Annotated in this window: 13 protein-coding genes; 5 read left to right on the top strand and 8 right to left on the bottom strand. The window is 67.4% G+C overall.

Translation table 11 applies throughout. The annotated features are described in order from the left end of the window. Nucleotides 1–94: 94 nt before the first annotated feature. Nucleotides 95–1,237: an OpgC domain-containing protein gene (opgC, locus tag ACSFBL_RS11445; protein WP_435515941.1), complete on the top strand. Its 1,143-nt coding sequence runs from the start codon at nucleotides 95–97 to the stop codon at nucleotides 1,235–1,237. Here opgC and ACSFBL_RS11440 read toward each other — a convergent pair. The 5 genes from ACSFBL_RS11440 to argH all read right to left on the bottom strand — a co-directional run bounded on the left by ACSFBL_RS11440 (nucleotide 1,214) and on the right by argH (nucleotide 6,867). Next, nucleotides 1,214–1,948, bottom strand: coding sequence for an SGNH/GDSL hydrolase family protein (locus ACSFBL_RS11440; RefSeq protein WP_435515873.1), 735 nt, complete (start codon nucleotides 1,946–1,948; stop codon nucleotides 1,214–1,216). The two genes, opgC and ACSFBL_RS11440, sit on opposite strands and share 24 nt — an antisense overlap. Before the next feature lie 80 nt (nucleotides 1,949–2,028). Beyond that, nucleotides 2,029–3,402, bottom strand: coding sequence for a UDP-glucose dehydrogenase family protein (locus ACSFBL_RS11435; RefSeq protein ID WP_435515872.1), 1,374 nt, complete (start codon nucleotides 3,400–3,402; stop codon nucleotides 2,029–2,031). Nucleotides 3,403–3,406: 4 nt separating this feature from the next. Continuing rightward, nucleotides 3,407–4,378 (bottom strand): UDP-glucuronic acid decarboxylase family protein, encoded by a 972-nt coding sequence (locus tag ACSFBL_RS11430; protein ID WP_435515871.1) that lies wholly within the window; start codon nucleotides 4,376–4,378, stop codon nucleotides 3,407–3,409. 33 nt (nucleotides 4,379–4,411) lie between these two features. After that, on the bottom strand, nucleotides 4,412–5,248 hold the full coding sequence (locus tag ACSFBL_RS11425; RefSeq protein ID WP_435515870.1) for a glycosyltransferase family 2 protein: 837 nt from the start codon (nucleotides 5,246–5,248) through the stop codon (nucleotides 4,412–4,414). Between the two features lie 221 nt (nucleotides 5,249–5,469). Continuing rightward, nucleotides 5,470–6,867 (bottom strand): argininosuccinate lyase, encoded by a 1,398-nt coding sequence (argH, locus tag ACSFBL_RS11420; protein WP_435515869.1) that lies wholly within the window; start codon nucleotides 6,865–6,867, stop codon nucleotides 5,470–5,472. Nucleotides 6,868–6,916: 49 nt separating this feature from the next. Here argH and ACSFBL_RS11415 point away from each other — a divergent pair, with 49 nt between their 5' ends. The 3 genes from ACSFBL_RS11415 to ACSFBL_RS11405 are packed head-to-tail and all read left to right on the top strand — an operon-like array spanning nucleotide 6,917 to nucleotide 9,914. After that, on the top strand, nucleotides 6,917–8,002 hold the full coding sequence (locus ACSFBL_RS11415; protein WP_435515868.1) for a sensor histidine kinase: 1,086 nt from the start codon (nucleotides 6,917–6,919) through the stop codon (nucleotides 8,000–8,002). Further along, the gene (locus tag ACSFBL_RS11410) at nucleotides 7,999–8,748 is read left to right on the top strand and encodes a LytR/AlgR family response regulator transcription factor (RefSeq protein WP_435515867.1); all 750 of its coding nucleotides are present in this window, start codon (nucleotides 7,999–8,001) and stop codon (nucleotides 8,746–8,748) included. Before ACSFBL_RS11415 ends, ACSFBL_RS11410 begins: the two co-directional genes overlap by 4 nt. Beyond that, nucleotides 8,745–9,914 (top strand): AI-2E family transporter, encoded by a 1,170-nt coding sequence (locus ACSFBL_RS11405; protein WP_435515866.1) that lies wholly within the window; start codon nucleotides 8,745–8,747, stop codon nucleotides 9,912–9,914. Before ACSFBL_RS11410 ends, ACSFBL_RS11405 begins: the two co-directional genes overlap by 4 nt. Before the next feature lie 120 nt (nucleotides 9,915–10,034). Here ACSFBL_RS11405 and ACSFBL_RS11400 read toward each other — a convergent pair whose 3' ends face one another. From ACSFBL_RS11400 to ppc, 3 genes are all read right to left on the bottom strand, one after another. Then, nucleotides 10,035–18,197 carry a glycoside hydrolase family 94 protein gene (locus ACSFBL_RS11400; RefSeq protein WP_435515865.1) on the bottom strand — a complete coding sequence of 2,721 codons (8,163 nt, stop codon included), beginning with the start codon at nucleotides 18,195–18,197 and terminating at the stop codon, nucleotides 10,035–10,037. Continuing rightward, on the bottom strand, nucleotides 18,194–18,412 hold the full coding sequence (locus tag ACSFBL_RS11395; protein WP_435515864.1) for a hypothetical protein: 219 nt from the start codon (nucleotides 18,410–18,412) through the stop codon (nucleotides 18,194–18,196). The genes ACSFBL_RS11400 and ACSFBL_RS11395 overlap by 4 nt, the downstream gene beginning before the upstream one ends. Before the next feature lie 162 nt (nucleotides 18,413–18,574). Then, a complete protein-coding gene (ppc, locus tag ACSFBL_RS11390; protein WP_435515863.1) occupies nucleotides 18,575–21,421 on the bottom strand; it encodes a phosphoenolpyruvate carboxylase in 2,847 nt (948 codons plus the stop codon). Nucleotides 21,422–21,473: 52 nt separating this feature from the next. On the opposite strand from ppc, the gene hemC reads away from it, so the two are divergent. Beyond that, on the top strand, nucleotides 21,474–22,421 hold the full coding sequence (gene hemC, locus ACSFBL_RS11385) for a hydroxymethylbilane synthase (RefSeq protein ID WP_435515862.1): 948 nt from the start codon (nucleotides 21,474–21,476) through the stop codon (nucleotides 22,419–22,421).

Here is a 22,421-nt window from a genome sequence, read left to right as displayed (position 1 = left end):
GGCCTTGCGCCAAGGCCGTCCAGGGGGTCGCTCCTTACAATTGGAGGCTCGTCGTGCGGGTGTCGCGCGGACCGCCTCAATGAACACGCCGCTGATGAAACGCTACTGGGAAATCGATGCATTGCGCGGGCTCATGCTCGTGCTGATGACCATCACCCATCTCCCCACCCGCCTGACCGACCCGCTGGGGCAGCCCTTCGGCTTCGTCTCCGCGGCCGAGGGCTTCGTGCTGTTGTCGGCCTTCGTGGCGGGGCTGGTCTACAGCCGCATCAGCTACGGCCGCGGCGTCGATGCGATGCGGCAGGCCTTCTGGCGGCGCGCCCTCAAGGTGTACCTGAGCCAGGCGGCGGCGCTGCTCTTCCTGTTCACCATCATCACGGCGCTGAGCATGCGTATCGACCAGCCGGCAGTGAAGAACCTGCTGTCCTTCTACCTGGCGAATCCGCGCGAGGGCTTCATCTATTCGCTGCTGCTGGTGTACGAGCCCGCACTGCTCGACATCCTGCCGATGTACATCTTCTTCATGCTGATGAGCCCCTGGGTGCTGGCCTTCGCGCTGCGCCACGGCTGGACCGGCGTGATGGCGGCGAGCGCCGCGGTCTGGGGCCTGGCCCAGTTCGGGCTGAGCGAATGGCTGTACGAATTCGCGGTGCGCTACTTCGGCCTGCCGGTGCCTTTCCATGAGATGGGCGCCTTCAACGCCTTCGCCTGGCAGTTTCTCTGGTTCACCGGCATGTGGATGGGCGCGAGCCGCAATGCGCCTGATGCGCAGCCGTTCCGCTTTCCGAAGTGGCTGGTCGCCCTGGCGGGCGCCGCGGTGCTGTATGGCTTCTACTGGCGCCACCATGGCATCAACGGCCAGGCGCCCTTCGGCGGGGACGTGGAACTCAACCTGCTCTTCGACAAGTGGCAGCTGGGGCCGCTGCGCATCGTGAATCTCGTCGTGATCGGCATTGTCGTGATCCGCTTCGGCCCGGATTTCATGCGCCGCATCCCCCGCCTGCACTGGCTGGAGGCCATGGGCCGGGCGTCGCTGCCCGTGTTCTGCGCGCACCTCGTGGCGGTGCTGACAGTGCTGGCCGTCTACGGCGACAGCCAGACCGCACGGCCCTGGTGGGGCGATGTGCTGTTGCTCGGCGTGGTGTTCTCGGGGCTCTACGGCGTGGCCCGGGCGGTCCAGTGGTGGGACGAGCGGGGGCGGCCCCCGGCGCCGCTAGCGGAGCCCTTGCGCGACTGAAGCATCGGCCCGCGTCGCCGGGTCCGCCAGGCGCTGCGCGATGACCGACTGCCAGAGGCGATAGCCCTCGTCGTTCATGTGAAGCTGGTCGCCGCGGAACAACTCCCTGCGCGGCCGGCCGTCGGCGCCCATCATCGGCGTGAAGACATCGATGTATTCGCTGTTGGGCAGGCGATTCAGGTAGGCCGCGATCACGTTGTTCGTCTCGTGGATCTGCGGCAGGAGTTTTTCGCGCGAGGGGCTCGGCTTGACCGAGATGTAGGCGATGCGCGTGTTGGGCAGTTCAGCCCGCACCGTGTTCGTGAACTGCGCGAAGCTCTCGAGGACCTGCAGCGGCGTGCGGCCTTCGGCGAGGTCGTTGTCGCCGGCGTAGACCAGCACCAGCCGGGGCTTGTAGCGCACCACGAGATCGTGCGCGAACCGGCTGCATTCGGCCATGGTCGAACCGCCGAAGCCGCGGTTGATGACCACGGGCTGCTGGCGGAAGTCCTGCGCGATGTTGGGCCACATGCGGATGGTGGAACTGCCCACGAACAGCACGCCGTCGGCGGCGGGCAACCCGGCCTTGTCGGCACTGGCGAAGGCATTGAATTCGCCTTGCCAGCGGCTCTGGGCGGCGTCGTTGCCCGGGACGGATTGGGCCTGCGAGCCCAGCGTTGCGAGCAACGCGAGCGACAGGGCGGCAAGGCGGAGAGCTTTCATCGACACCATGGAATCCAAACGTTCTTCGACCGGAGCACGTCGGCAAGTTCCGGCCGACGCGTCGGCGAATGGTAACGGCTCGTGATGGTTCAGAGGCTGTTGCGCCCGATGCCCTGGTAGACGATGCCGGCTTCCTTCATCGTGGTCGGCTCGTAGAGGTTGCGGCCGTCGAAGATGACCGGCGATTTCATCATCGCCTTGAGGCGTTCGAGGTTGGGACTGCGATAGGCCTTCCACTCGGTCACGATGATCAGCGCATCGGCGCCGTCGAGCGCCTGCATCGGGTCCTTGCCGGACACGAAGCTGATGCCTTCGAGCAGCGAGGGGGCGTCGGCGAAATCCAGCTTCAGCACGCGCCGCGTCTCGTCGACGGCGATCGGGTCGTGCGCGACCACCCGCGCTCCGGCACGCAGCAATGCGCCGATCACCACGCGGCTGGGCGCCTCGCGCATGTCGTCGGTGTTCGGCTTGAAGGCCAGTCCCCAGAGCGCGAAGGTCCGGTCGCTCAGGTCGGGGCCGAAGCGGGCCAGCACCTTGTTGGTCAGCACCTGCTTCTGCTCGTCGTTGACCGCCTCGACCGATTCGAGCACGCGCAGCGCCTGTCCGTGGTCGCGCGCGGTGCGCGTCAGCGCCTGGATGTCCTTGGGAAAGCAGCTGCCGCCGTACCCCGTGCCGGCGTAGAGAAAGCTGTAGCCGATGCGCGGATCGGAGCCGATGCCCTGGCGCACCGCTTCGATGTCGGCACCCACGCGATCGGCGAGATTGGCCAGCTCGTTCATGAAGCTGATGCGGGTGGCGAGCATCGCGTTGGCCGCGTACTTCGTGAACTCCGCCGAGCGCACGTCCATCACGCGCGTGCGCTCGTGATTGCGGTTGAAGGGGGCATAGAGGCGGCGCATCCAGCCCAGCGCCTCGCGGCCGTCGTCGTCGCCACTGTGGCCGATGACGATCCGGTCGGGCCGCATGAAATCCTCCACCGCCGCGCCTTCCTTCAGGAACTCCGGATTGCTGACGACCGAGAAGCGCAGGTCGGAGCGTCCGCGCTTGTCGAGTTCGTCCTGGATCGCAGCCGTGACGCGGTCTGCGGTGCCCACGGGCACCGTCGACTTGTCGACCACGACCTTGAAGCCGTTCATGTAGCGGCCGATGTTGCGGGCCGCGGCCAGCACGTACTGCAGGTCGGCGCTGCCGTCTTCGTCGGGCGGGGTGCCGACGGCGATGAACTGCACGTCGCCGTGGGCGACCGAGGCTTCGATGTCGGTGGAGAACGAGAGGCGCCCGGCCCCGACGTTCGATTCGACCAGGTCGCTCAGGCCGGGTTCGTAGATCGGGATGCCACCTCCGTTGAGCGTGGCGATCTTGCGCGCATCGACGTCGAGGCAGAACACGTGGTTGCCGATGTCCGCGAGGCAGGCGCCGGTGACGAGGCCGACGTAGCCGGTGCCGATGATCGAAATGTTCATGGGTTCAGGTGGCGTTGGGTTTCGAGAGCAGTTGGTCGAAGTAGGCGATGGTCTTCGCGAGACCTTCCTCCAGCTGGGTGCGCGGCGCCCAGCCGCCGAGTTCCTTCTGCGCGAGCGAGATGTCGGGGCGGCGTTGCTTGGGATCGTCGGCCGGCAGGGCCATGCGCACCAGCTTGCTGCTGGAGCCTGTCAGTTCGATGACCTTGTTGGCCAGTTCCAGCATCGAGAACTCGCCGGGGTTGCCGATGTTGATCGGGCCGGGAACCTCGTCGCCGGTGTCCATCATGCGGAGCATCGCCTCGACCAGATCGTCGACGTAGCAGAAGCTGCGGGTCTGCTGTCCGTCGCCGTAGATCGTGATGTCCTCGCCCTTGAGCGCCTGCACGATGAAGTTCGACACCACGCGGCCGTCGTTCATGTGCATGCGCGGTCCGTAGGTGTTGAAGATGCGCACGACCTTGATGCGCAGCTTGTGCTGGCGGTGGTAGTCGAAGAACAGCGTCTCGGCGCAGCGCTTGCCTTCGTCGTAGCAGCTTCGGATGCCGATCGGGTTCACACGGCCCCAGTAGGCCTCGACTTGCGGATGGATCTCGGGGTCGCCGTAGACCTCGCTGGTGGAGGCCTGCAGGATCTTGGCGCGCACCCGCTTGGCGAGGCCGAGCATGTTGATGGCGCCATGCACGCTGGTCTTGGTGGTCTGCACCGGATCGTGCTGGTAGTGGATCGGCGAGGCGGGGCAGGCGAGGTTGAAGATCTCGTCCACCTCGATGTAGAGCGGGAAGGTCACGTCATGCCGCATCAGCTCGAAGCGGGGATGATCGAGCAGGTGCTCGACGTTGCGCTTGGTGCCGGTGAAGAAGTTGTCGACGCAGAGGACGTCGTGCCCCTGTTCGATGAGACGATCGCAGAGATGGCTGCCCAGGAAACCGGCGCCGCCGGTGACGAGGATTCGCTTGGAAGCGTTGTATTGACGCATGCGCGTGATCACTCCGTAAAAAGGGTCAATCGGTCAGGGTCGCTGGGACCGCTGTTCGTACATCTTCGCGTCGACCAGCATTCGAAACCACAGGGCCTGGAAGAAGGCAAAGTAAAAGCCGGTCTTTCCATCCAGGAAGCCGAGGCGGAATACGTAGCGGTAGACGAAGTAGCCGAGCGAGCGAATGCCCGTCGGCAGCTTGTAGTAGAGCTCCTTGATGAAGCGAGTGCGCTCGCGGGCATCGCCCATGAGTCGGGGTTGCAGCACGTTGCTGGCGGCCAGGCGGGGACCGAGCTTTTCCTTCGCCTCGGCGTCGCTCCAGCGATTGTGACTCGCGATCCAGTCGCTCAGCCGGGCCGAATTCTTGTCGTGCATGAAGCCGTCGAGCCGCCCGGGCTTCGCGGTGCTGATGAAGTGCTGGTCGTACAGCCGCGATTCGCAGCGCCCCAGCCCTGAACGGAAGAGCCTCAGGTGCCAGGGGTTCACGCCGCTGAAGCGCAGCATCTTGCCCATGAAGTAGTCGCGGCGACGGATCATGTAGGCGTCGAATTCGGGCGTGCCCGAAAGCACGGCGCTGATTTCGCCGACCGAGCGGTCGTCCAGCACCTCGTCGGCGTCGAGGTGGATCTGCCACGCGTACGAACCCTCGATCTGGGCAATGGCCCAGTTGCGCTGGTCGCTGTAGTTGGAGAAAGGGCGCTGCACCACGGTGCATCCCAGTTCCTCGAGGATCGCGGGCGTGCCGTCCGATGAATGGGAGTCGACCACGTAGACGTGGGGACTCACCTTCTTCGCCTGGGAGACGGTTTCCCGAATGATCGAGGCGGAATTGAAGGTCAGGATGACGACGACGCAGCGGGGTAGTTCCATGAGGTTTGGGCGCTCGGATTGCAGCTCGGAGGGTGGAGCTTGCCACCTTCATAAGCGCGAAGCGTGCCAAACTTTAGCACTACATTCTTACGTTTTGGAACACATCCGACGGCCGGCAAAGGCCCACCCAACGGCCTATGACCTTGGTCTGCTATTGTTGTGATAGCGGGAAACGTAATGCCAGCAAGGTGTGAAGCCAGTTCCGGGTTAACCCGAAGACCTCAGGCCAGCCGTTTTCGATGCCGTGCGATCTGTTGCCGGACCTGCGCCGGCGCGGTGCCGCCCAGGATGTTCCGGGCCGTCAGCGAGCCGCGCAGGCTCAGCACGCCATAGACGTCCTTCTCGATCGTCGGATTGAAGGTCTGCAGCACGGCCAGCGGCAGTTCGGACAAGTCCACCTTGTGCGAGATTGCCGCCTTGACCGCATGCGCCACGGTTTCGTGGGCGTCGCGGAAGGGCAGGCCCTTCTTGACCAGGTAGTCGGCGAGGTCGGTGGCAGTGGCGTAGCCGCGCAGCGCGGCGTTTTCCATCGCTTCGGGCTTGACGGTGATGCCGCCGACCATCTCCGAGAAGATGCGCAGGGTGTCCTTGACCGTGTCGACGGTGTCGAACAGCGGTTCCTTGTCTTCCTGGTTGTCCTTGTTGTAGGCCAGCGGCTGGCCCTTCATCAGGGTGATCAGCGCCATCAGGTGGCCGACCACGCGGCCGGTCTTGCCGCGCGCAAGTTCGGGCACGTCCGGGTTCTTCTTCTGCGGCATGATCGAACTGCCGGTGCAGAAGCGGTCCGCGATGTCGATGAAGCCGAAGGACTGGCTCATCCACAGCACCAGTTCCTCGCTCAGGCGGCTGATGTGCACCATCGCCAGCGATGCGGCTGCCGTGAATTCGATCGCGAAGTCGCGGTCGCTGACGGCGTCCAGGCTGTTCTGGCAGACCTCGTCCATGGCGAGCGCGCGGGCCACCGCCTCGCGGTCCAGCGGATAGCTGGTGCCGGCCAGCGCCGCGGCGCCGAGCGGCAGGCGGTTCACGCGCTTGCGCACGTCGGCCATGCGTTCGGCGTCGCGCGCGAACATCTCGACGTAGGCCAGCATGTGGTGCCCGAAGCTCACCGGCTGGGCGACCTGCAGGTGCGTGAAGCCCGGGAGGATCACCTCGACGTTCTTGTCGGCGATCTCGATCAGCGACTTCTGCAGGTCGACCAGCAGGCCGCCGATCAGGTCGATCTCGCCGCGCAGCCAGAGGCGCACATCGGTCGCGACCTGGTCGTTGCGGCTGCGGCCGGTGTGCAAGCGCTTGCCCGCATCGCCGACGAGTTGCGTGAGTCGGGCCTCGATGTTCAGGTGCACGTCTTCGAGATCGAGCTTCCATTCGAAGGCGCCCGATTCGATTTCCTCGCGAATCTGCTTCATCCCGCGCTGGATGTCGGCGTGGTCCTGCGTGCCGATGATTCCCTGCGCAGCCAACATACCGGCATGCGCGAGCGAACCCTCGATATCCGCCTGCCACAACCGCTTGTCGAAGAAGACGCTCGCGGTGTAGCGCTTCACGAGGTCGCTCATCGGTTCGGAGAACAGGGCGGACCAGGCTTCGGATTTCTTGTCGAGTTGGTTTTGGGTCATGGGAGCCGTTCGGGAGGCAATAATGGGTTTGTCACCCAATGTTTCTGTGATGCGCAACCCGTCGATTTTATCGGGCACCCCTTCGTCGTCTGCGACGACCGCAGCGGCGTCCTCGCAAGCCCGGACGCGGCTGCCCTCGCGCGGCGGCGTGGTGCTGTTCGACGCCTGCCAGATCGGGGTGGTGCTGCGGGCCGTGCTCTTCGTCGAAGTGGTGGTGGCGGTCTCGGCCCTGTTCCTGGCGACGACTTTCCCGGAATGGCTGCTGCTCGCCGGCACCGTGACAGGGGGGGCCCTGCCCGCGACCCTGCTCTGGCTGCTCGTCGCATGCGCGCTGAAGAAGTTGCTCGGCCGATTGCCGCTCCATGCGCAGTACGGGGCGGGTGCCCTGCTTGGCGCGCTGTCCGGGCTCTACGGCTGTGGACTGCTTCGATTGACGGGCGTGGTGGCCAATGCGCCATGGCTGGCAAGCGCGCTGGCCGGCGCACTGTTCGCGGGCCTGATGATGGCGGCGTTGGTCCTGCGTGCGCGCGGACAGACGCCGGCGGCGACCACGGCGCGACTCCAGGAGTTGCAGTCCCGCATCCGTCCGCACTTTCTATTCAACACACTGAACAGCGCGATCGCACTGGTGCGCGAGGAACCGGCCAAGGCCGAGGCCATGCTGGAAGACCTGAGCGAGCTGTTCCGGCAGGCCCTGGCGGACCCGGGCGAGTCGGTCACGCTCGCGGATGAGATTGCACTGGCCCAGCGCTACCTCGCCATCGAAGAGGTGCGTTTCGGCGACCGGCTCCGGGTCCGCTGGGACATCGACCCGGAGGCCAACGCCGCCCGACTCCCGCCGCTGCTGCTCCAGCCGCTGGTCGAGAACGCCGTCAAGCACGGCGTGGAGCCGAGCCCCGAGGGCGCCAGGCTGCGCATCCGCACTGAACGCCGCGGCAGCATGGTGCTGATCGAGGTGATCAACAGCCTGCCGCCGTTGCGGTGGGCCGACCAGCCGCTGCCGAGAGGACACGGCATTGCGCTGGACAACGTCCGCGATCGGCTTCGACTGCTCCACGACATGCAGGCGCAGTTCAGCGCCGGCATGGACCAGAAAAGCTATCGCGTCCGCATTGCCATTCCCGCAGACACATGACTCCACTCCGTACCCTGATCGTCGATGACGAAGCGCTGGCGCGTTCGCGCCTTCGCTCGCTCCTGGCCGATTGCCGTTCGCCCGCGGCCGAGGTCGTCGCCGAGGCGGCGCACGGCGAAGGCGCGCTGCATCAACTGGCCAGCACCCACTTCGACCTCGTGCTCCTGGACGTCCACATGCCGGGCATCGACGGGGTCGAACTGGCGCGCAAGCTGCACGGCCAGCCGGGCGCGCCGGCGATCGTGTTCGTCACGGCCTTCGCCGCGCACGCGGTCACGGCCTTCGAACTGGAGGCGGTCGACTACCTGACCAAGCCGGTGCGGGCCGAGCGCCTGCAGCAGGCGCTGCAGAAGGTCGAGCGCCACCTCAAGGACCGGCGACCGAGCGCGGTGGACGGGCCGCAGGACGTCCTCGTCATCCAGGACCGGGGCCGCACCGAACGCGTGCCCGTGCACGAGGTGCTCTACCTGAAGTCCGAGTTCAAGTACCTCACGGTGCGCACCGCGTCGCGCAGCCACATCTTCGACGGCTCGCTGGCCGAACTGGAGGAGCGCTTTCCCGCGCGATTCGTGCGCGTGCACCGCAATGCGCTGGTCGCCCGCGCGGCCATCCGTGCGCTCGAGAAGTACGACGACGGCGAAGACGCCGAAGGCTGGGCACTCCGGCTCGACGGGATTCCGGAGCCGGTCGTGGTGTCGCGGCGGCAGTTGTCCACCGTTCGCGAGTTGCTGAAGGATCCTCGGTGACCGAGGAGGCCAGTTCCGTCGTGGAGGAAGTCCCGGTCGAGCCGACCGATGAGCCCGATCGCGTGCTGCTGCACATGCCGGTCGATGTGCGCAGCGTGTCTCTGGTGGTGCTGGCGGTGCTGGCGACCGTGTTCGCGCTGCGCTGGGCGGCGGCGGTGTTCATCCCGCTGATGGTGAGCCTCATGCTCACCTACGCGCTGGCGCCGCTGGTCGACGTGCTGGAACGCTGGAAGATCTCGCGCTGGATCGGCGCTGCCGTCATCCTCCTCGGCCTGGGCGGCGCTTTCGGATGGACGGGCTACTCCCTCTCGGGCAATGCTTCCGAGCTGCTCGATGCGTTGCCTGTCGCCGCGCAGAAGCTGCGGATCGGGATGCGCGGCACCAGCCGCCCCACCGACGCGAGCGCGCTCGACACGGTGCAGAAGGCCGCCGCCCAACTCGAACAGGCCGCCGAGGAAAATTCGGCCAAAGTGGCGGCGCGCAAGGGCGTGGCGCGCGTGATCGTCGAACGTCCTTCCTTCAACGTGCGCGACTACCTGTGGAGCGGCACGGTCGGCCTGATCGCCGCGGCGGGGCAGCTCACGCTGGTGGGTTTCCTCACCTTCTTCGCGCTCGGGTCGGGCGACACCTTCCGTCGCAAGCTGGTCAAGATCACCGGGCCCAGCCTGCAAAAGAAAAAGATCACCGTGCAGGTGCTGGACGACATCACGAAGCACATTGAGCGCTACCTGATCGTGCAGATCCTCACCAGCGCGCTGGTGGGCATCGCGACCGGGCTCGCCTTCTGGGCCATCGGGCTTGAGAACGCGGCGGTCTGGGGCATCCTGGCGGCGGTGACCAATCTCATTCCCTACATCGGCTCCGTCATCGTGATGGCCGCTGCCGGCCTCGTGGCGTTCCTGCAGTTCAATGCCATCGATCTCGCGCTGCTGGTCGGTGGCACCTCGCTCGTGATCCACACGCTGATCGGGAATCTGCTGGTGCCGTTCCTGACGAGCCGCACGAGCCGCATGAATCCGGTCGCGGTGTTCGTCGGCGTGATCTTCTGGGGCTGGCTCTGGGGGATCTGGGGCTTGCTGCTGGGCATTCCGATCATGATGGTGGCAAAGGCCATCTGCGATCACGTGGAAGACCTGCAACCTATTGGCGAACTCCTGGGGGAGTGAAGCTCGCCCTCAGGCTTGCGGGGATCAAGCTCGCCCCCAGGCTTGCCCACTTCGTGTGGCCGCCTTCCCTCGGCCGGGGGCGATACCGGCGGAGCCGGATCTGCGGTATCTCGCGAAGGGTTATCCCACGTGGATGACGGATTGGTCGGGGAGTACGCGCCAGATGATCCACTCGCCGATGGTGATGTGGTGGGTGGGTTTGGATGGCTCGGGCGGGTTGCCGTGTTGCAGGGTGAATGTCTTGCCTGCGAGGCGTAGCGTGATCTCGAAGCCGGCCCAATCTTTCGGCCCGCGGGGAGTGAGGGAGAGCTGGTCTCCGCGCATGGTGAGGCCCAGCAGGGTCTCCACCGCTGCGCGGTGCATCCAGGCGGCGGAGCCTGTGTACCAGCTCCATCCGCCGCGTCCGGCATAGGGCGCGGCGCCGTAGACGTCGCCGGCCATCACGTAGGGCTCGAGCTCATACAGCGGGCCGTGCTCCGGGTGGCGGGCGCGATGGGCGGGGCTCAGGCCCTCGAAGGTCTTCCATGCGGCCTCGATGTCGCCTTCCAGCGCCTGGGCCATCAGGGCCCATACGGCGGCGTGGGAGTACTGGCCGCCGTTCTCGCGCACGCCGGGCGGGTAGGCCTGGATGTAGCCGGGGTTGTTGGTCGAATGCGCGAGCGGCGGATGCAGCAGGCGCATCAGGCCGTGTTCCTCGTCGTGCAGGTGCTGCTTCATCGAGGCGAGCGCCTGCGTGGTGTGCTGCTGGTCGGAGGCGCCCGAGAGCAGTGACCAGGCTTGGGCGATCAGGTCGATGCGGCATTCGTCGTTGGCGGACGAGCCCAGTGGCGCGCCGTTGTCGAAGAAGGCGCGCCGGAACCAGGCGCCGTCCCAGCCGGCGGCGTGCAGGGCGTTGATCCAGCCCTGCCGGGCCTCGAGCCAGCGCTGTGCCCGGCCGAGTTCTCCCCGCGCGCGGGCGAAAGGCGCGAAGCGCTCGACCACGCTGCACAGGAACCACGCGAGCCAGACGGATTCGCCGCGGCCCTCGTGGCCGACGCGGTTCATGCCGTCGTTCCAGTCGCCGGTGCCCATCAACGGAAGGCCGTGCACGCCGGTCGCGAGACTGCGGTCGATGGTGCGTGCGCTGTGCTCGTAGAGGCTGGCGGTCCGGCTGCTGACCTGAGGTGCGTAGTAGGCATCCTCCGCGCCGGCCGGAATTTCCGGACCTTCGACGAAGGGCACGATCTCGTCCAGCACGGACCGGTCCGCCGTGACTTCGACGTAGTGCGATGCGGCATAGGGCAGCCACAGCAGGTCGTCCGAGAAATGCGTGCGCACGCCGGCACCGCCCGGCATGTGCCACCAATGCTGGACGTCGCCTTCGGCAAACTGCCGTGCCGCGTTGACGAGGATCTGCTCGCGCAGGCGCGCCGGATCGGTCACCGCGAAGGCCATGGCGTCCTGCAACTGGTCGCGGAATCCGAAAGCGCCGCCGGCCTGGTAGAAGCCGGCCTTGGACCAGAGCCGGCACACCAGCGTCTGGTACATGAGCCAGCGGTTGACCATGGCATCGAAGAGCGGATCGGGCGTCCTGACCTGCAGGCGGCCCAGCAGGTCGTCCCAGAAGCCGCGTGCCAGCGCCAGCGCCTCGGGCACGTCGCGCTGCTGCCAGCGTCGCGCCAGCTGCATCGCGGCTTCAGGGTCGTCCGCGTGCCCCAGCATGAAACTGAACGTGGCGCCTTCGCCGGCCGCGAGGCTGAACTCGCCGGCAATCGCGGCGCAGGCATCGAGGCCGCTGCCGCCGCGGCCGCCGAGCGTCTCGGGCAGTTCGATCGCGCCGCGGCCCGCGAAGAACTCGCTGCGATCGCAGGTCCATTGCGTTGCGCCCTGGAGGCCGGCGAGCTGGACGAAGCCGGTGCTGCCGCCGAAGCCGGCGCTCGACTCGCGCTGCTGGCCGAACACGGCCGGCAGGTCCTCGGGCTTCCATGTGTGGACGGTCCGCCGTTCACCGCGAGCGGCGCCCAGTTGCCACTCGACCATCGCGACAGCCCGCATGCGCCGAGCGCCGATGCCTTCGTTGCGGACGGCCACGTGCACCAGCTTCATCCGCTCGTCGCGGTCGGCGAAAAAGGTCGTTTCCAGGACCACGTTGCGATGCAGGCATTCGAACACCGTGTAGCCCTGGCCATGGCGCACGCGGTGCCGCGCCGCGACAACGCCGCGACCGGCAGGCGTGAGAGGGAAGAGCTCGCCGGTATCGAGGTCCTGCAGCAGGTAGTGCTCGAAAGCCGGGTCCTGCACCGGATCGTTCGACCATGGCGTGACCTGGTGGAGCCGGCTGTTGATCGCCCAGGTGTAGCCTGTGCCCGATTCGGAAATCTGGAAGCCGAACGACGCATTGGCGATCACGTTGACCCACGGTCGCACGGTGCGCCGGTTCACGTCCACCTCGAAGCGGAACTCGCCGCTCGCCGCATCGAAGCCGCCTTGCGGCGCGATCAGGGCATCGTTGATGTGCGCAGTGGGCGGAAGTGTCGAGAGCGCGACGCGTCGCACGTCCTCGTTCGCCGGCCCGACGGCGGCATCGCGCAGCGCGGCCACCTGTGATTCGAGCGCGCGCCCGTCGGCGGTGAAGACGACCCGGGCCAGGCTCGACAGCGCGGCTTTCTCCGACGGCGCTACTTCGGAATCGCGCAGCAAATAAAAGCCCGCGGCGTCGTTCCGGGGAAAGCTGTTCTGCGTCTGCTGTGCGACAAGGGCGCGCAAGGCCTCGATGTCCCGCTGCAGCGGCATCAGGTAAGAGTGGGGCTCGCTGTTGAGCACCACGAGATCGCAGGCCACGCCGCCGAAGCCCCACCATGGCTGCGCGCGCAGCAGCGTGTCGACGAGGCCCTTGCCGGCCACGGAGTGGATGTAGACCAGCACGATCGGCTTGTCGCCCGAGATGCCGAAGCGCCAGATCTGACGAAGGTCGATCAGCCCCCGGTCGCGCATCGCGCGGGGCGTGGTGTAGGTCAGGATGGTCGTGAGGTCCTGCAGCGCGAGGTTCTTGGCCGGGTCGATGCTCAGGTCGCGCAGCCGCACCTGCGCCAGGGTCGCGGCCATGCGCGTCGCGCGTTCGACGTGCATCGGCTGCAGGTAGCGGTCGATGCCGGGCATCAGGGCTTCCACGTCGTCGTCGGCCGACGTAGCGAAGGTCACGCGTGCGGTGGCACCCGGCGGAATCGACAACCGCACGCGCAGGCAGGCGATCGGGTCGAGGCCATTGATCGGCGTGCCGTCGGCGCCCAGCGGCTGCGGGTCGAGCGACGGCGTGGCGAGCGTGCGGTTGCGTCCAATGAAGGCACGCCGGTCCGTCATGCAATCGACGGCCAGCACCTGTGCATCCACCGACGCGACGAAATGCGCCGCCGCGACGACCGGATCGCCATGGAGGCGCGGCTTGCGCGACATCAGCAGCGCACGCCAGCCCGGCTCCCAGCGGCTCTCGACGAACAGGTTCGCGAAAGCGGGATGCGCCTCGTCGGCCTTGGGGTTGGACAGCACCGGCTCGAAGTAGGAGATGAGTTCCAGCGTGCGCGTCTCGCTGCCGGTGTTGTGCAGCGCGACGGTGCGCAGTTCGGTGTCGTCCTCGGGGCTGATGAGCACCGTGGTGCGCGCCTGCAGGCCGGGCCCCGTCGCGTCGAACTGCACCTGGTCGGCCAGGAAGCGGGCCCGGTAGCGCCAGTGCTCGCCGGGGGCCGGCAGGGCGGTGAGCGAGGTGAGCGCGCGGCTGTGGGTATCGCGCACGTAGAAGAAGGTGCCGTAGCCGTCGCGCAGCGGATCGTCCCGCCAGCGGGTCACGTTGAACGAGCGCCAGCGGCTGACGCCCGCACCGTTGGCGCGCAGCGCGACGGTGTAGCGGCCGTTCGACAGCAGGTGCGTGGGCTGGAAGCCCGGTTCCATTGGATCGACGCTGCGGGGCTGGAAGATCGGCGGCGCTTCTGCGGTGGCGGGTTCCGGCGGCGTGCGGGGATCGGCGCTGCCGATGATCTGCCGCGGCGTGCGCTCATGCAGCAGCGATGCGTACGCCTCCACCAGGGGAGAACTGCCGAACCACCGGCGCGGCGCATCGTTGCGCACCGCATTGCACAGGGCCACCAGTGACATGCCGTGGTGATGTGCCATGACGTTGCGCACGACGGTGTAGGGCTGGCCCTCCGGTTGCCGCGAGACGGTGAAATCGACGGCGTCGAAGAAGCCGAACTCGCCGCGTGCGCCGAGCGATTCGAGCAACTGCAGGTTGATGACCGCATCGGCCGGCCGAAGCACCGCCGCCATGGCGGTGGCGTAAGGCGCGACCACGCGATCGGTAGGCGGCGTGCGGCGCAACGCGAGCCGGGGCACGCCGAAGGGCGAGTACTGGTAGGCCAGCGAGTGGTCCCGCGCGAAATACGCGGATTCGGAAACGCCCCAGGGGAGGTTCTGCGTCGAGCCGAAACTCTGTTGTTCGCCGATGGCGGCCAGGTTCGCCACCTGCAGCAGGCCGCCGAGCGGCTCTGCCATGACGAGCGTCGGCATCAGATATTCGAACATCGAGCCCGACCAGGACTTGAGCCCGGGCTTCACGCCCACGGAAAGGAAAGGGCGGCCGAGCGCCATCCAGTGGCGGCGCGGCACGTCGCCCTTGGCGATGGCCAGGAAGCTCAGCAGCCGCGACTCGGACGCCAGCAGGTCGTAGTAGCTCGCATCGAGCACGTTCTCTTCCACGCGCAAGCCGATGTGGAAAAGATGGCGCTTGGTGTCGTAGAGCCCGCGGAAATCCATGCCCGCGCACAAGGTCTCGCAGCGCTGAGCGATGGCTTCCAGCGCCTCGGCCTCCGCGCTGGCGGGGGCAAAGGCGCGACAGGCCTGTGCGACCGCGATCAGGTGTCCCGCGAGATTGCCGCTGTCGACGCTCGACACGTACGCCGGCGGCAGCATCCGCAACGACTGGGTGTCGTACCAGTTGTAGAGATGCCCGTCGTGCTTGTCGAGGCGGTCGACGGTGTCGAGCGTGGCGGCCAGCCGCGCAGCCATCTTCCCCGTGTCGATCCAGCCGAACTCGCGCGCGCAGCAGCAGGCCAGAAGGTACATGCCGATGTTCGTGGGCGAGGTGCGGTGCGCGATGGTGGGCTCGGGTTCGAGTTGGAGGTTGTCGGGCGGAAGATGGTTGTCCTCGGGGCCGACCACGTGCTCGAAGAAGCGCCAGGTGTCGTGCGCCAGCGTTTCGAGATAGGCGCGTCGCTCGGCGGTGAGTTCGCCTTCGGTTGCGGGCCGGGTCCGGCTGCTCCACCATGCGGCGACCGGTGCGAGCGCCCACAGCACGAAGAGCGCGGGGCCCATCCATGGATGCGGACTCCACAGCGACGCCACGGCGAGTGCGATGCAGACGAGGCTGGTCGGCGCCGCGCCCCGAAGGAAGGCGGAGAGCTCATAGCGCGCCTGCGCTTGCGCCTGTGCGGCGGTCGTCCACTGGAGCAGGTGCCGGCGACTCACCGCCAGGCGCCACATCGCGCGCAGGGAGGCATCGAGCAGCAGGCGCGTCTGCGCCGCGAGCTGCACGAACTGCCACGCGGCACTCGCCATGGCGCGCAGCAGTTCCGTCGCGCCGACGTCGAAGAAGTGGGGCAGCTCGATCGAGCGCCGCGTCGGCACCAGTCCGGCGAGTGCGCCGAGCAGGGGGCCGAGCACGAGGGCGGATGCCACCGCGGCCAGCGCCCAGGTCAACGGAAAGGAATCCGTGAAGACCACCCAGGCCAGCAGCGCCGTCGAGGTCGGCACCACCATGGCCCGGCGCAGGTTGTCGCTCATCTTCCAGAGCCCGAGCGCATCGATGCCGTAGCGCCGCGCGCGCAGCATGAGTGGCAGCAACTGCCAGTCGCCACGCACCCAGCGGTGCCAGCGCGAGGCGGCGACGCCGGCGTGATGGGGGTGGTCCTCGATCAGCACCAGGTCGCTCACCACGGCGCAGCGCGCGACCGCGCCTTCGAGCAGGTCGTGGCTGAGCACCGCGCCCTCGGGAACGCGCCGGTCCAGCGTCGCATGGACGGCGCGGACATTCAGCAGGCCCTTGCCGGTGAAGGAGCCGGCGCCGAAGACGTCCTGGTAGAGATCGGAAGCGCTGTTGCTGTACGGGTCGAGTCCGCACTGCCCCGCGAACATCCAGTGGAACAGCGAGCGTTCGTCGCGCTCGGGAAAAGGCGTGACGATGCGCGGCTGGAAGATGCCGAAGCCCGCCACCACGCGTGCATCGGCTTCCGCGATCTGCGGTGCGTTCAGCGGGTGCGCCGCCACCGCAACCAGCTCGCGCAGCGTGCCGGGCGGCAGGCCGGTGTCGCTGTCGAGCGTCATGACATAGGGGATGCGGGCCGCGAGTTGCGAGCCTGCCGCCGTCGGCACGAAGCCGGTCGCATCGCCGGCGGCCAGCAGGCGCAGCAGCATCTCGAGCTTGCCGCGCTTTCGCTCCCAGCCCATCCAGCGCTGCTCGGTGTCGGACCAGATCCGCGGGCGGTGCAGCAGCATGAAGCGCGGCGGAGCACCGTTCGGTGCGGGATAGGTTTCGTTGAGCGCGGCGATGCGCTGCATCGCATCGTCGAGCAGGGCGGCATCGCCCGGCATCGAGGCTTGTGCGGCATCCGCCCAGTCGGTCAGCAGTGCGAACTGCGCGTGCTCTTCGCGATTTGCGAGCCAATGCAGCTCGAGGTGATGGGCGAGTTGGGCATTGGCCGCCACCGAACTCAGCATGGAAGGAATGACCACCAGCACGCGATGCGCTTCAGGGATGCCTGTCGCGAAGTCCAGCCGCGGCAGCGCGCGCACGCGCGTCGACTCGGCCACGATGCGGTGCACCAGCGCGATCACCGATTCGGAAAGCGGCCAGGCCACCAGCACCAGTGCCACCACGGAGGTCCAGGATGCATCGGGCCAGCCGACGTGGTTCAGGCCATGAACCGATGCGGCCAGAAGCAATGCCGTGGCGACGACGATCGTCAGCGCGTAGAAAGGCAGGCGCCAGCTGCGATGGGAAATCCGGCGCAGCGAAAAGGGCACCGACCGGTCGCCGCCCGCGTGCGCCAGCGCCGCGATCAGCGCCGGCCGGCCTTCGCCGAAAAGGTAATAGCCGGCCGTCCGTTCGGCCAGGGACCAGCGCGTCTCTTCGTCCTCGAAGGCCTCCACGTCGCCGGCGGCTTCGAGCGCCAGGCCCACCACCACTTCCGCGACTTCGCGCTCTGGCTTGCGCAGGGCGCGCGCCACTTGTTCCATCGAGTGCGTGATCTGCTGGCGCGTGAGCTCGCTCTCGCGGCCGTAGCTCGGCAACTGTCGCAGCACGCGCAACGAGCGGCTGACAGGTTCGATCAGGTCGGCCCATTCGACCTGCCCGATCATCCGCAGGGTGGTGATGATGTTGCCGACGGTCAGGTTGGCGGCGGCCTGCGCGGTCTGCGCATCGGCGATCAGCGCGGGGCCGTTCGGGCAATGCTGCTCGGTCCATTTCACGAGCGCCGGAGCGTCGTCGCCATGCTCGACCGGCAGGCGTTGCCACAGCTGCGTGAGATAGCTCTCCTGCATGCCGCGGCTCTGGAGCGCGCGAAAAAGCACATCGAGGTCCTGCATCGAGAGGCTCGCTGCCGAATCCCACACCGCATGCGCAACCTCGCGTGCCACCTTGCTCTCGGCAATGCTCTCCGCGACGCGACGCAGGTTCTCGAGGAGCACGACGCGCAGCGTGGTCGGAAAGGCCCACAACTCGCCGAGCGTCAGTTCGTCGATGTCCTGGTAGGCATTGAGGAAGGCGGTGAACAGATCCTTGTTCAACACGCTGTCGGTATGCGCCACATAGGCCCAGGCGATGCCGTAGACGCGCGGCAGGCCGGCCAGCGGCGCCGCTTCGAGCTTCGGAAGGCGCGCGTAGTAGCTGCGCGGCACACCTTCGCGGATCTGCTGGAGCTGTGCCTCGACGAGGTGGAAGTTGTCGAGCAGCCATTCGGCCGCGGGCGTCACGTAGCGACCGCTCTGCGAGATCAGGGCGATGTAGTCGAAGGCGCCGCGCAGCGATTCGAGGTTCTTGTCGACGCGGGGAAAGAAGGGCGTTGCATCGCCACGCGTGCTTCCGCTCTGCACGACCTGCGCGCGCGCGAGGCTGTGGCCGTGCTGCTCGAAGCGCTGCGTGCCGAACAGTTCGGCCCTGATCGGTGCTTCGACCGGTTCGTGCGGACCGAGGAGGAGTTTGCGTGCGTACTGGCTCAGCGCGTCAAGCCGGTCGACGACCGCTGCGGCGCTCAAGCGATCGCGAACAGGCCGATGGCGAGCACCACGGCCACGCAGGCCATCGTCACGATGCGACCAGCGGCGACTGATCGCACCTGCTGCAGATGGCTCCGCACTGCGAACCATCGTCCTTGTGCCAACGCGCAATGTCGCATGTGCGATGCCAGCGCATCGAAGTCACCGCTGACGAAGTCGATTTGTGAACGGGCAAGCGATTGCGGGGTAGACATGGCAAAGATTCCTGTGAACGGCCCCTTGAGCCGCCGCGCGATTGCGAGAGCTGTGAACGTACGGGTCAGGGTACTCCTCATTGCAATACCCTTCGCTTCTCCTGCGCCGGCTGTTGGCGTAGGAGACGACGCACACAATACGAACGCGCGTCTTCTTCTTCGCTAGCCGGTATTCCGCAGTCCAGCCGCTACACCGTTGATGGACATGTGGATGCCCCGCTGCAGGCGCTCATCGTCCTGCCCCGCGCGGTAGCGACGCATCAGTTCCACCTGCAGGTGATGCAGCGGATCGATGTACGGGAAGCGGTGGCGGATGGAGCGCTGCATCTCGGCGTTGCCTGCGAGCCGCGTCTTGGCATCGGTGATCAGCGTCAGCGCATCCGAGGTGCGGTGCCACTCCGCCTCGATCATCGAGAACACCTTCTGCCGGAGCTTCTTCTCGGCCACGAGCTCGGAGTAGCGCGAGGCCAGCGCGAGGTCGCTCTTGGCGAGCACCATGTCCATGTTGGACAGCAGCGTTCGGAAGAAGGGCCATTGCGCGTACATGCGCTGCAGCAACGCCTGCCGCTCCTTGCGTTCGGACGGCGTCGCCGCCTTGGCAAGGAATCGCTCGATCGCCGAGCCGAAGCCGTACCAGCCCGGTAGCGTCAGCCGGCACTGGCCCCAGCTGAAACTCCAGGGGACGGCCCGCAGGTCCTCGATGCTTCGGCTCGGATTGCGGGAGGCCGGGCGCGAACCGATGTTGAGCTCGGCGATCTCGCGGATCGGCGTGGCGCTGAAGAAGTAGTCGCCGAAACCCGGTGTCTCGTACACCAGCGCACGGTACGCGGCCATGCTGGCCGCCGAGAGTTCGGCGGCCGCGGCAACGAAGGGCGCAGGCGCGGCCTTGGCGGTCGGCAGCAGCGTGGCTTCCAGCGTGGCCGCCACCAGGGTCTCGAGATTGCGCCGCCCGATGACGTGGTTGGCGTACTTCGAACCGATGACCTCGCCCTGCTCGGTCAGGCGGATCTGTCCGCGCACGGTGCCCGGCGGTTGCGCGAGGATCGCCTGGTAGCTCGGGCCGCCGCCACGGCCCACCGTGCCGCCACGGCCATGGAACATGCGCAGCCGGATCGGCACGCCGCTTTCGGAATTCAGCTCGTCGAACAGCGCCACCAGCGCGAGCCCGGCGCGGTAGAGCTCCCAGTTGCTGGTGAAGATGCCGCCGTCCTTGTTGCTGTCGCTGTAGCCGAGCATCACGTCCTGTTCGGCGCCCGAGCGCTGGATAAGGGCATGGATGCCCGGCAGCGCGTAGAAGGCCCGCACGATCGGCGCGGCGTTGCGCAGGTCCTCGATGGTCTCGAACAGCGGCACGACGATGAGGTCGCAGGTCGCGTTCTCCGCGAGAGTCCCGCGCAGCAGGCCGACTTCCTTCTGGAGCAGGAAGGCTTCAAGCAGGTCGCTCACCGTTTCCGTGTGGCTGATGATGTAGTGGCGGATGGCCGCGGCGCCGAAGCGCGCACGCGCCGTGCGGGCGGCCGCGAAGATCGCGATCTCGCTCTTGGCCAGCGGTGAATAGTCGGCGTCGGGCACACGCAAGGGCCGGGCATCGTCGAGCAGCCGCAGCAGCAGTGTCTGCTTGGCCTCTTCGGCCAGCGAGGCGTAGTCGGGCTCGATGCGCGCCGTGGCGAGCAGCTCGGCGACCACCGCTTCATGCTTGTCCGAGCTTTGGCGCAGGTCGACCGTCGCGAGGTGAAAGCCGAACACTTCCACCGCACGGATCAGCGGATGCAGGCGCTGTGCGGCGAGCACCGCGCCGTGCTTGTCGCCAAGCGATTCCTCGATCGTGCGAAGGTCTGCGAGGAACTCTTCGGCGTTGGGGTACGGGTTCTGCGGCGGCACGGCATGTCGCGCCGCCTGGCCGCCGGTGAGATCGCGCAGCGTGGCCGCGAGGCGCGAATAGATGCCGGTGAGCGCGCGGCGATAGGGCTCGTCGACGCGATGCTCGTTCTTGTCGGGCGAGCGCTCGGCCAGCGCCTGCATCTCGACCGACACATCGACCAGCGTCGCCGACAGCGACAGTTCGCCGCCCAGGTAGTGCACTTCCGTGAGGTAGTGGCGCAGGGCCAGTTCGGCCTGGCGGCGCAGCGCGTATTCCAGCGTCTCGGCGGTCACGTTGGGGTTGCCGTCGCGATCCCCGCCAATCCACTGGCCCATGCGCAGGAAAGGCGCCACCGAGGGCACGGTGCCGCCGTGGGCCAGCGCCTTCTCCAGATCGGCATACACGCGTGGGATCTCGCGCAGGAAGGTCGCTTCGTAATAGCTCAGCGCGTTCTCGATCTCGTCGGCGACCGTGAGCTTGGAGAAACGCAGCAGCCGCGTCTGCCACAACTGCGTGACGCGGGTGCGCATCTGGGTTTCGTTCTCGGCATATTCGATGGGCGTTAGCGCGTCCTTCTTGCCGGCGAAGGCCTGCTGCCGCAGGGCAATCTCGTCGCGTGCGGTGAGCAACTGCGCGATGGCGCGCTCGGCGTCGAGGATGCTCTTGCGCTGCACCTCCGTCGGGTGCGCGGTGAGCACCGGCGACACATAGCTGTGCGCGAGCGATTCCACCACCGCCTCGGGCTTGATGCCGGCCTTGCGGATGCGCGCCAGCGCGATCTCCACGCTGCCTTCGGCGCTTTCGCCGGCTCGCTCGGCCTCGGTGCGGCGCCGGATCTGGTGGCGGTCTTCCGCCAGGTTGGCGAGATGGCTGAAGTAGGTGAAGGCGCGGATCACGCGCACCGTCTCCGCCGCGCTCAGGCCCTTGAGCAAATTCTTGAGCGCGCGGTCCGCCGCATGGTCCGCGTCGCGCCGGAATGCGACCGACAGGGTGCGAATCTTCTCCACCAGTGCGTAGCTGTCCGCACCCTCCTGCTCGCGGATCACATCGCCGAGGATGCGGCCCAGGAGCCGGATGTCGTTGATGAGGGGCAGGTCTTCGTCACTGTGCCGGCGCTTCGCGGCGGCCGGGGCGGGGCTCTTCTTCATTCGGAACATCTCCTCGTCGGATGGGCCTGCGGCGACGTTGCTGCGGCGCAACATGCTAGCATCCCGCGGTCTCTTTCTCATTGGAAAAACGGTCTTGACCAACATCGTCATCGCCACGCGCGAAAGCCGGCTGGCCATGTGGCAAGCCGAGCACGTCCGGGCACTGCTGCAAGAACAAGGCCACACCGTCAGCCTGCTCGGCATGACCACCCGTGGCGACCAGATCCTCGACCGTTCCCTCAGCAAGGTCGGCGGCAAGGGTCTCTTCGTCAAGGAGCTGGAACTCGCACTCGAAGAGGGGCGCGCCGACATCGCGGTGCACTCGCTCAAGGACGTGCCGATGGACCTGCCCGACGGCTTCGCGCTCGCCTGCGTGCTAGAGCGCGAGGATCCGCGCGACGCGCTGGTGTCGCCGCGCCATGCGTCGCTCGACGACCTGCCCCAGGGGGCCGTGGTCGGCACTTCGAGTCTGCGCCGCGTGGTGCTGCTGCGTGCACTGCGGCCCGACCTGCGCATCGAGCCCCTGCGCGGCAACCTGGACACCCGGTTGCGCAAGCTCGATGAAGGCCAGTACGACGCGATCGTGCTCGCCGCAGCCGGCCTCAAGCGGCTCGGCCTGGAAAACCGCATCCGCCAGACCTTCGAGCCCGACGCCATGCTGCCGGCGGCAGGGCAGGGCGCCCTCGGCATCGAGGTGCGCGCGGATCGACAGGACCTGATCGACCTGCTCGCTTCGCTGTCGAGTCGCAGCGACTGGCTCGCGACCGCCGCGGAGCGTGCAGTCAGCCGCGCGATGGGCGGAAGTTGCTCGATGCCGCTCGCCGCCCACGCGCGATGGCAGGCCGGCGGCGCTCTGCGCATCGATGCCGCCTGGGGCGATCCCGAAGGCAGCGAGCCGCTGGTGCGCGTGCACACGGTGGCCGAGGCGACGGATTTCGCGCGGGCCGGCGCGCTCGGAGACGACGCCGCGAGGATGCTGCGCGCGGCCGGCGCGCACTGA

The sequence above is a fragment of the Variovorax glacialis genome (genome assembly GCF_051216375.1).
Lineage (GTDB): Bacteria > Pseudomonadota > Gammaproteobacteria > Burkholderiales > Burkholderiaceae_C > Variovorax.
This window is presented reverse-complemented; position numbering and strand designations above follow the sequence as displayed.

Bases quoted from the DNA above. Each gene is read 5' to 3' on its own strand.
- ACSFBL_RS11395 (WP_435515864.1), bottom strand. From the start codon at position 18,412: ATGTCTACCCCGCAATCGCTTGCCCGTTCACAAATCGACTTCGTCAGC.
- ppc (WP_435515863.1), bottom strand. From the start codon at position 21,421: ATGAAGAAGAGCCCCGCCCCGGCCGCCGCGAAGCGCCGGCACAGTGAC.
- ACSFBL_RS11435 (WP_435515872.1), bottom strand. From the start codon at position 3,402: ATGAACATTTCGATCATCGGCACCGGCTACGTCGGCCTCGTCACCGGC.
- ACSFBL_RS11430 (WP_435515871.1), bottom strand. From the start codon at position 4,378: ATGCGTCAATACAACGCTTCCAAGCGAATCCTCGTCACCGGCGGCGCC.
- ACSFBL_RS11415 (WP_435515868.1), top strand. From the start codon at position 6,917: ATGCGCAACCCGTCGATTTTATCGGGCACCCCTTCGTCGTCTGCGACG.
- ACSFBL_RS11440 (WP_435515873.1), bottom strand. From the start codon at position 1,948: ATGGTGTCGATGAAAGCTCTCCGCCTTGCCGCCCTGTCGCTCGCGTTG.
- ACSFBL_RS11410 (WP_435515867.1), top strand. From the start codon at position 7,999: ATGACTCCACTCCGTACCCTGATCGTCGATGACGAAGCGCTGGCGCGT.
- ACSFBL_RS11425 (WP_435515870.1), bottom strand. From the start codon at position 5,248: ATGGAACTACCCCGCTGCGTCGTCGTCATCCTGACCTTCAATTCCGCC.
- argH (WP_435515869.1), bottom strand. From the start codon at position 6,867: ATGACCCAAAACCAACTCGACAAGAAATCCGAAGCCTGGTCCGCCCTG.
- opgC (WP_435515941.1), top strand. From the start codon at position 95: ATGAAACGCTACTGGGAAATCGATGCATTGCGCGGGCTCATGCTCGTG.
- hemC (WP_435515862.1), top strand. From the start codon at position 21,474: ATGCTAGCATCCCGCGGTCTCTTTCTCATTGGAAAAACGGTCTTGACC.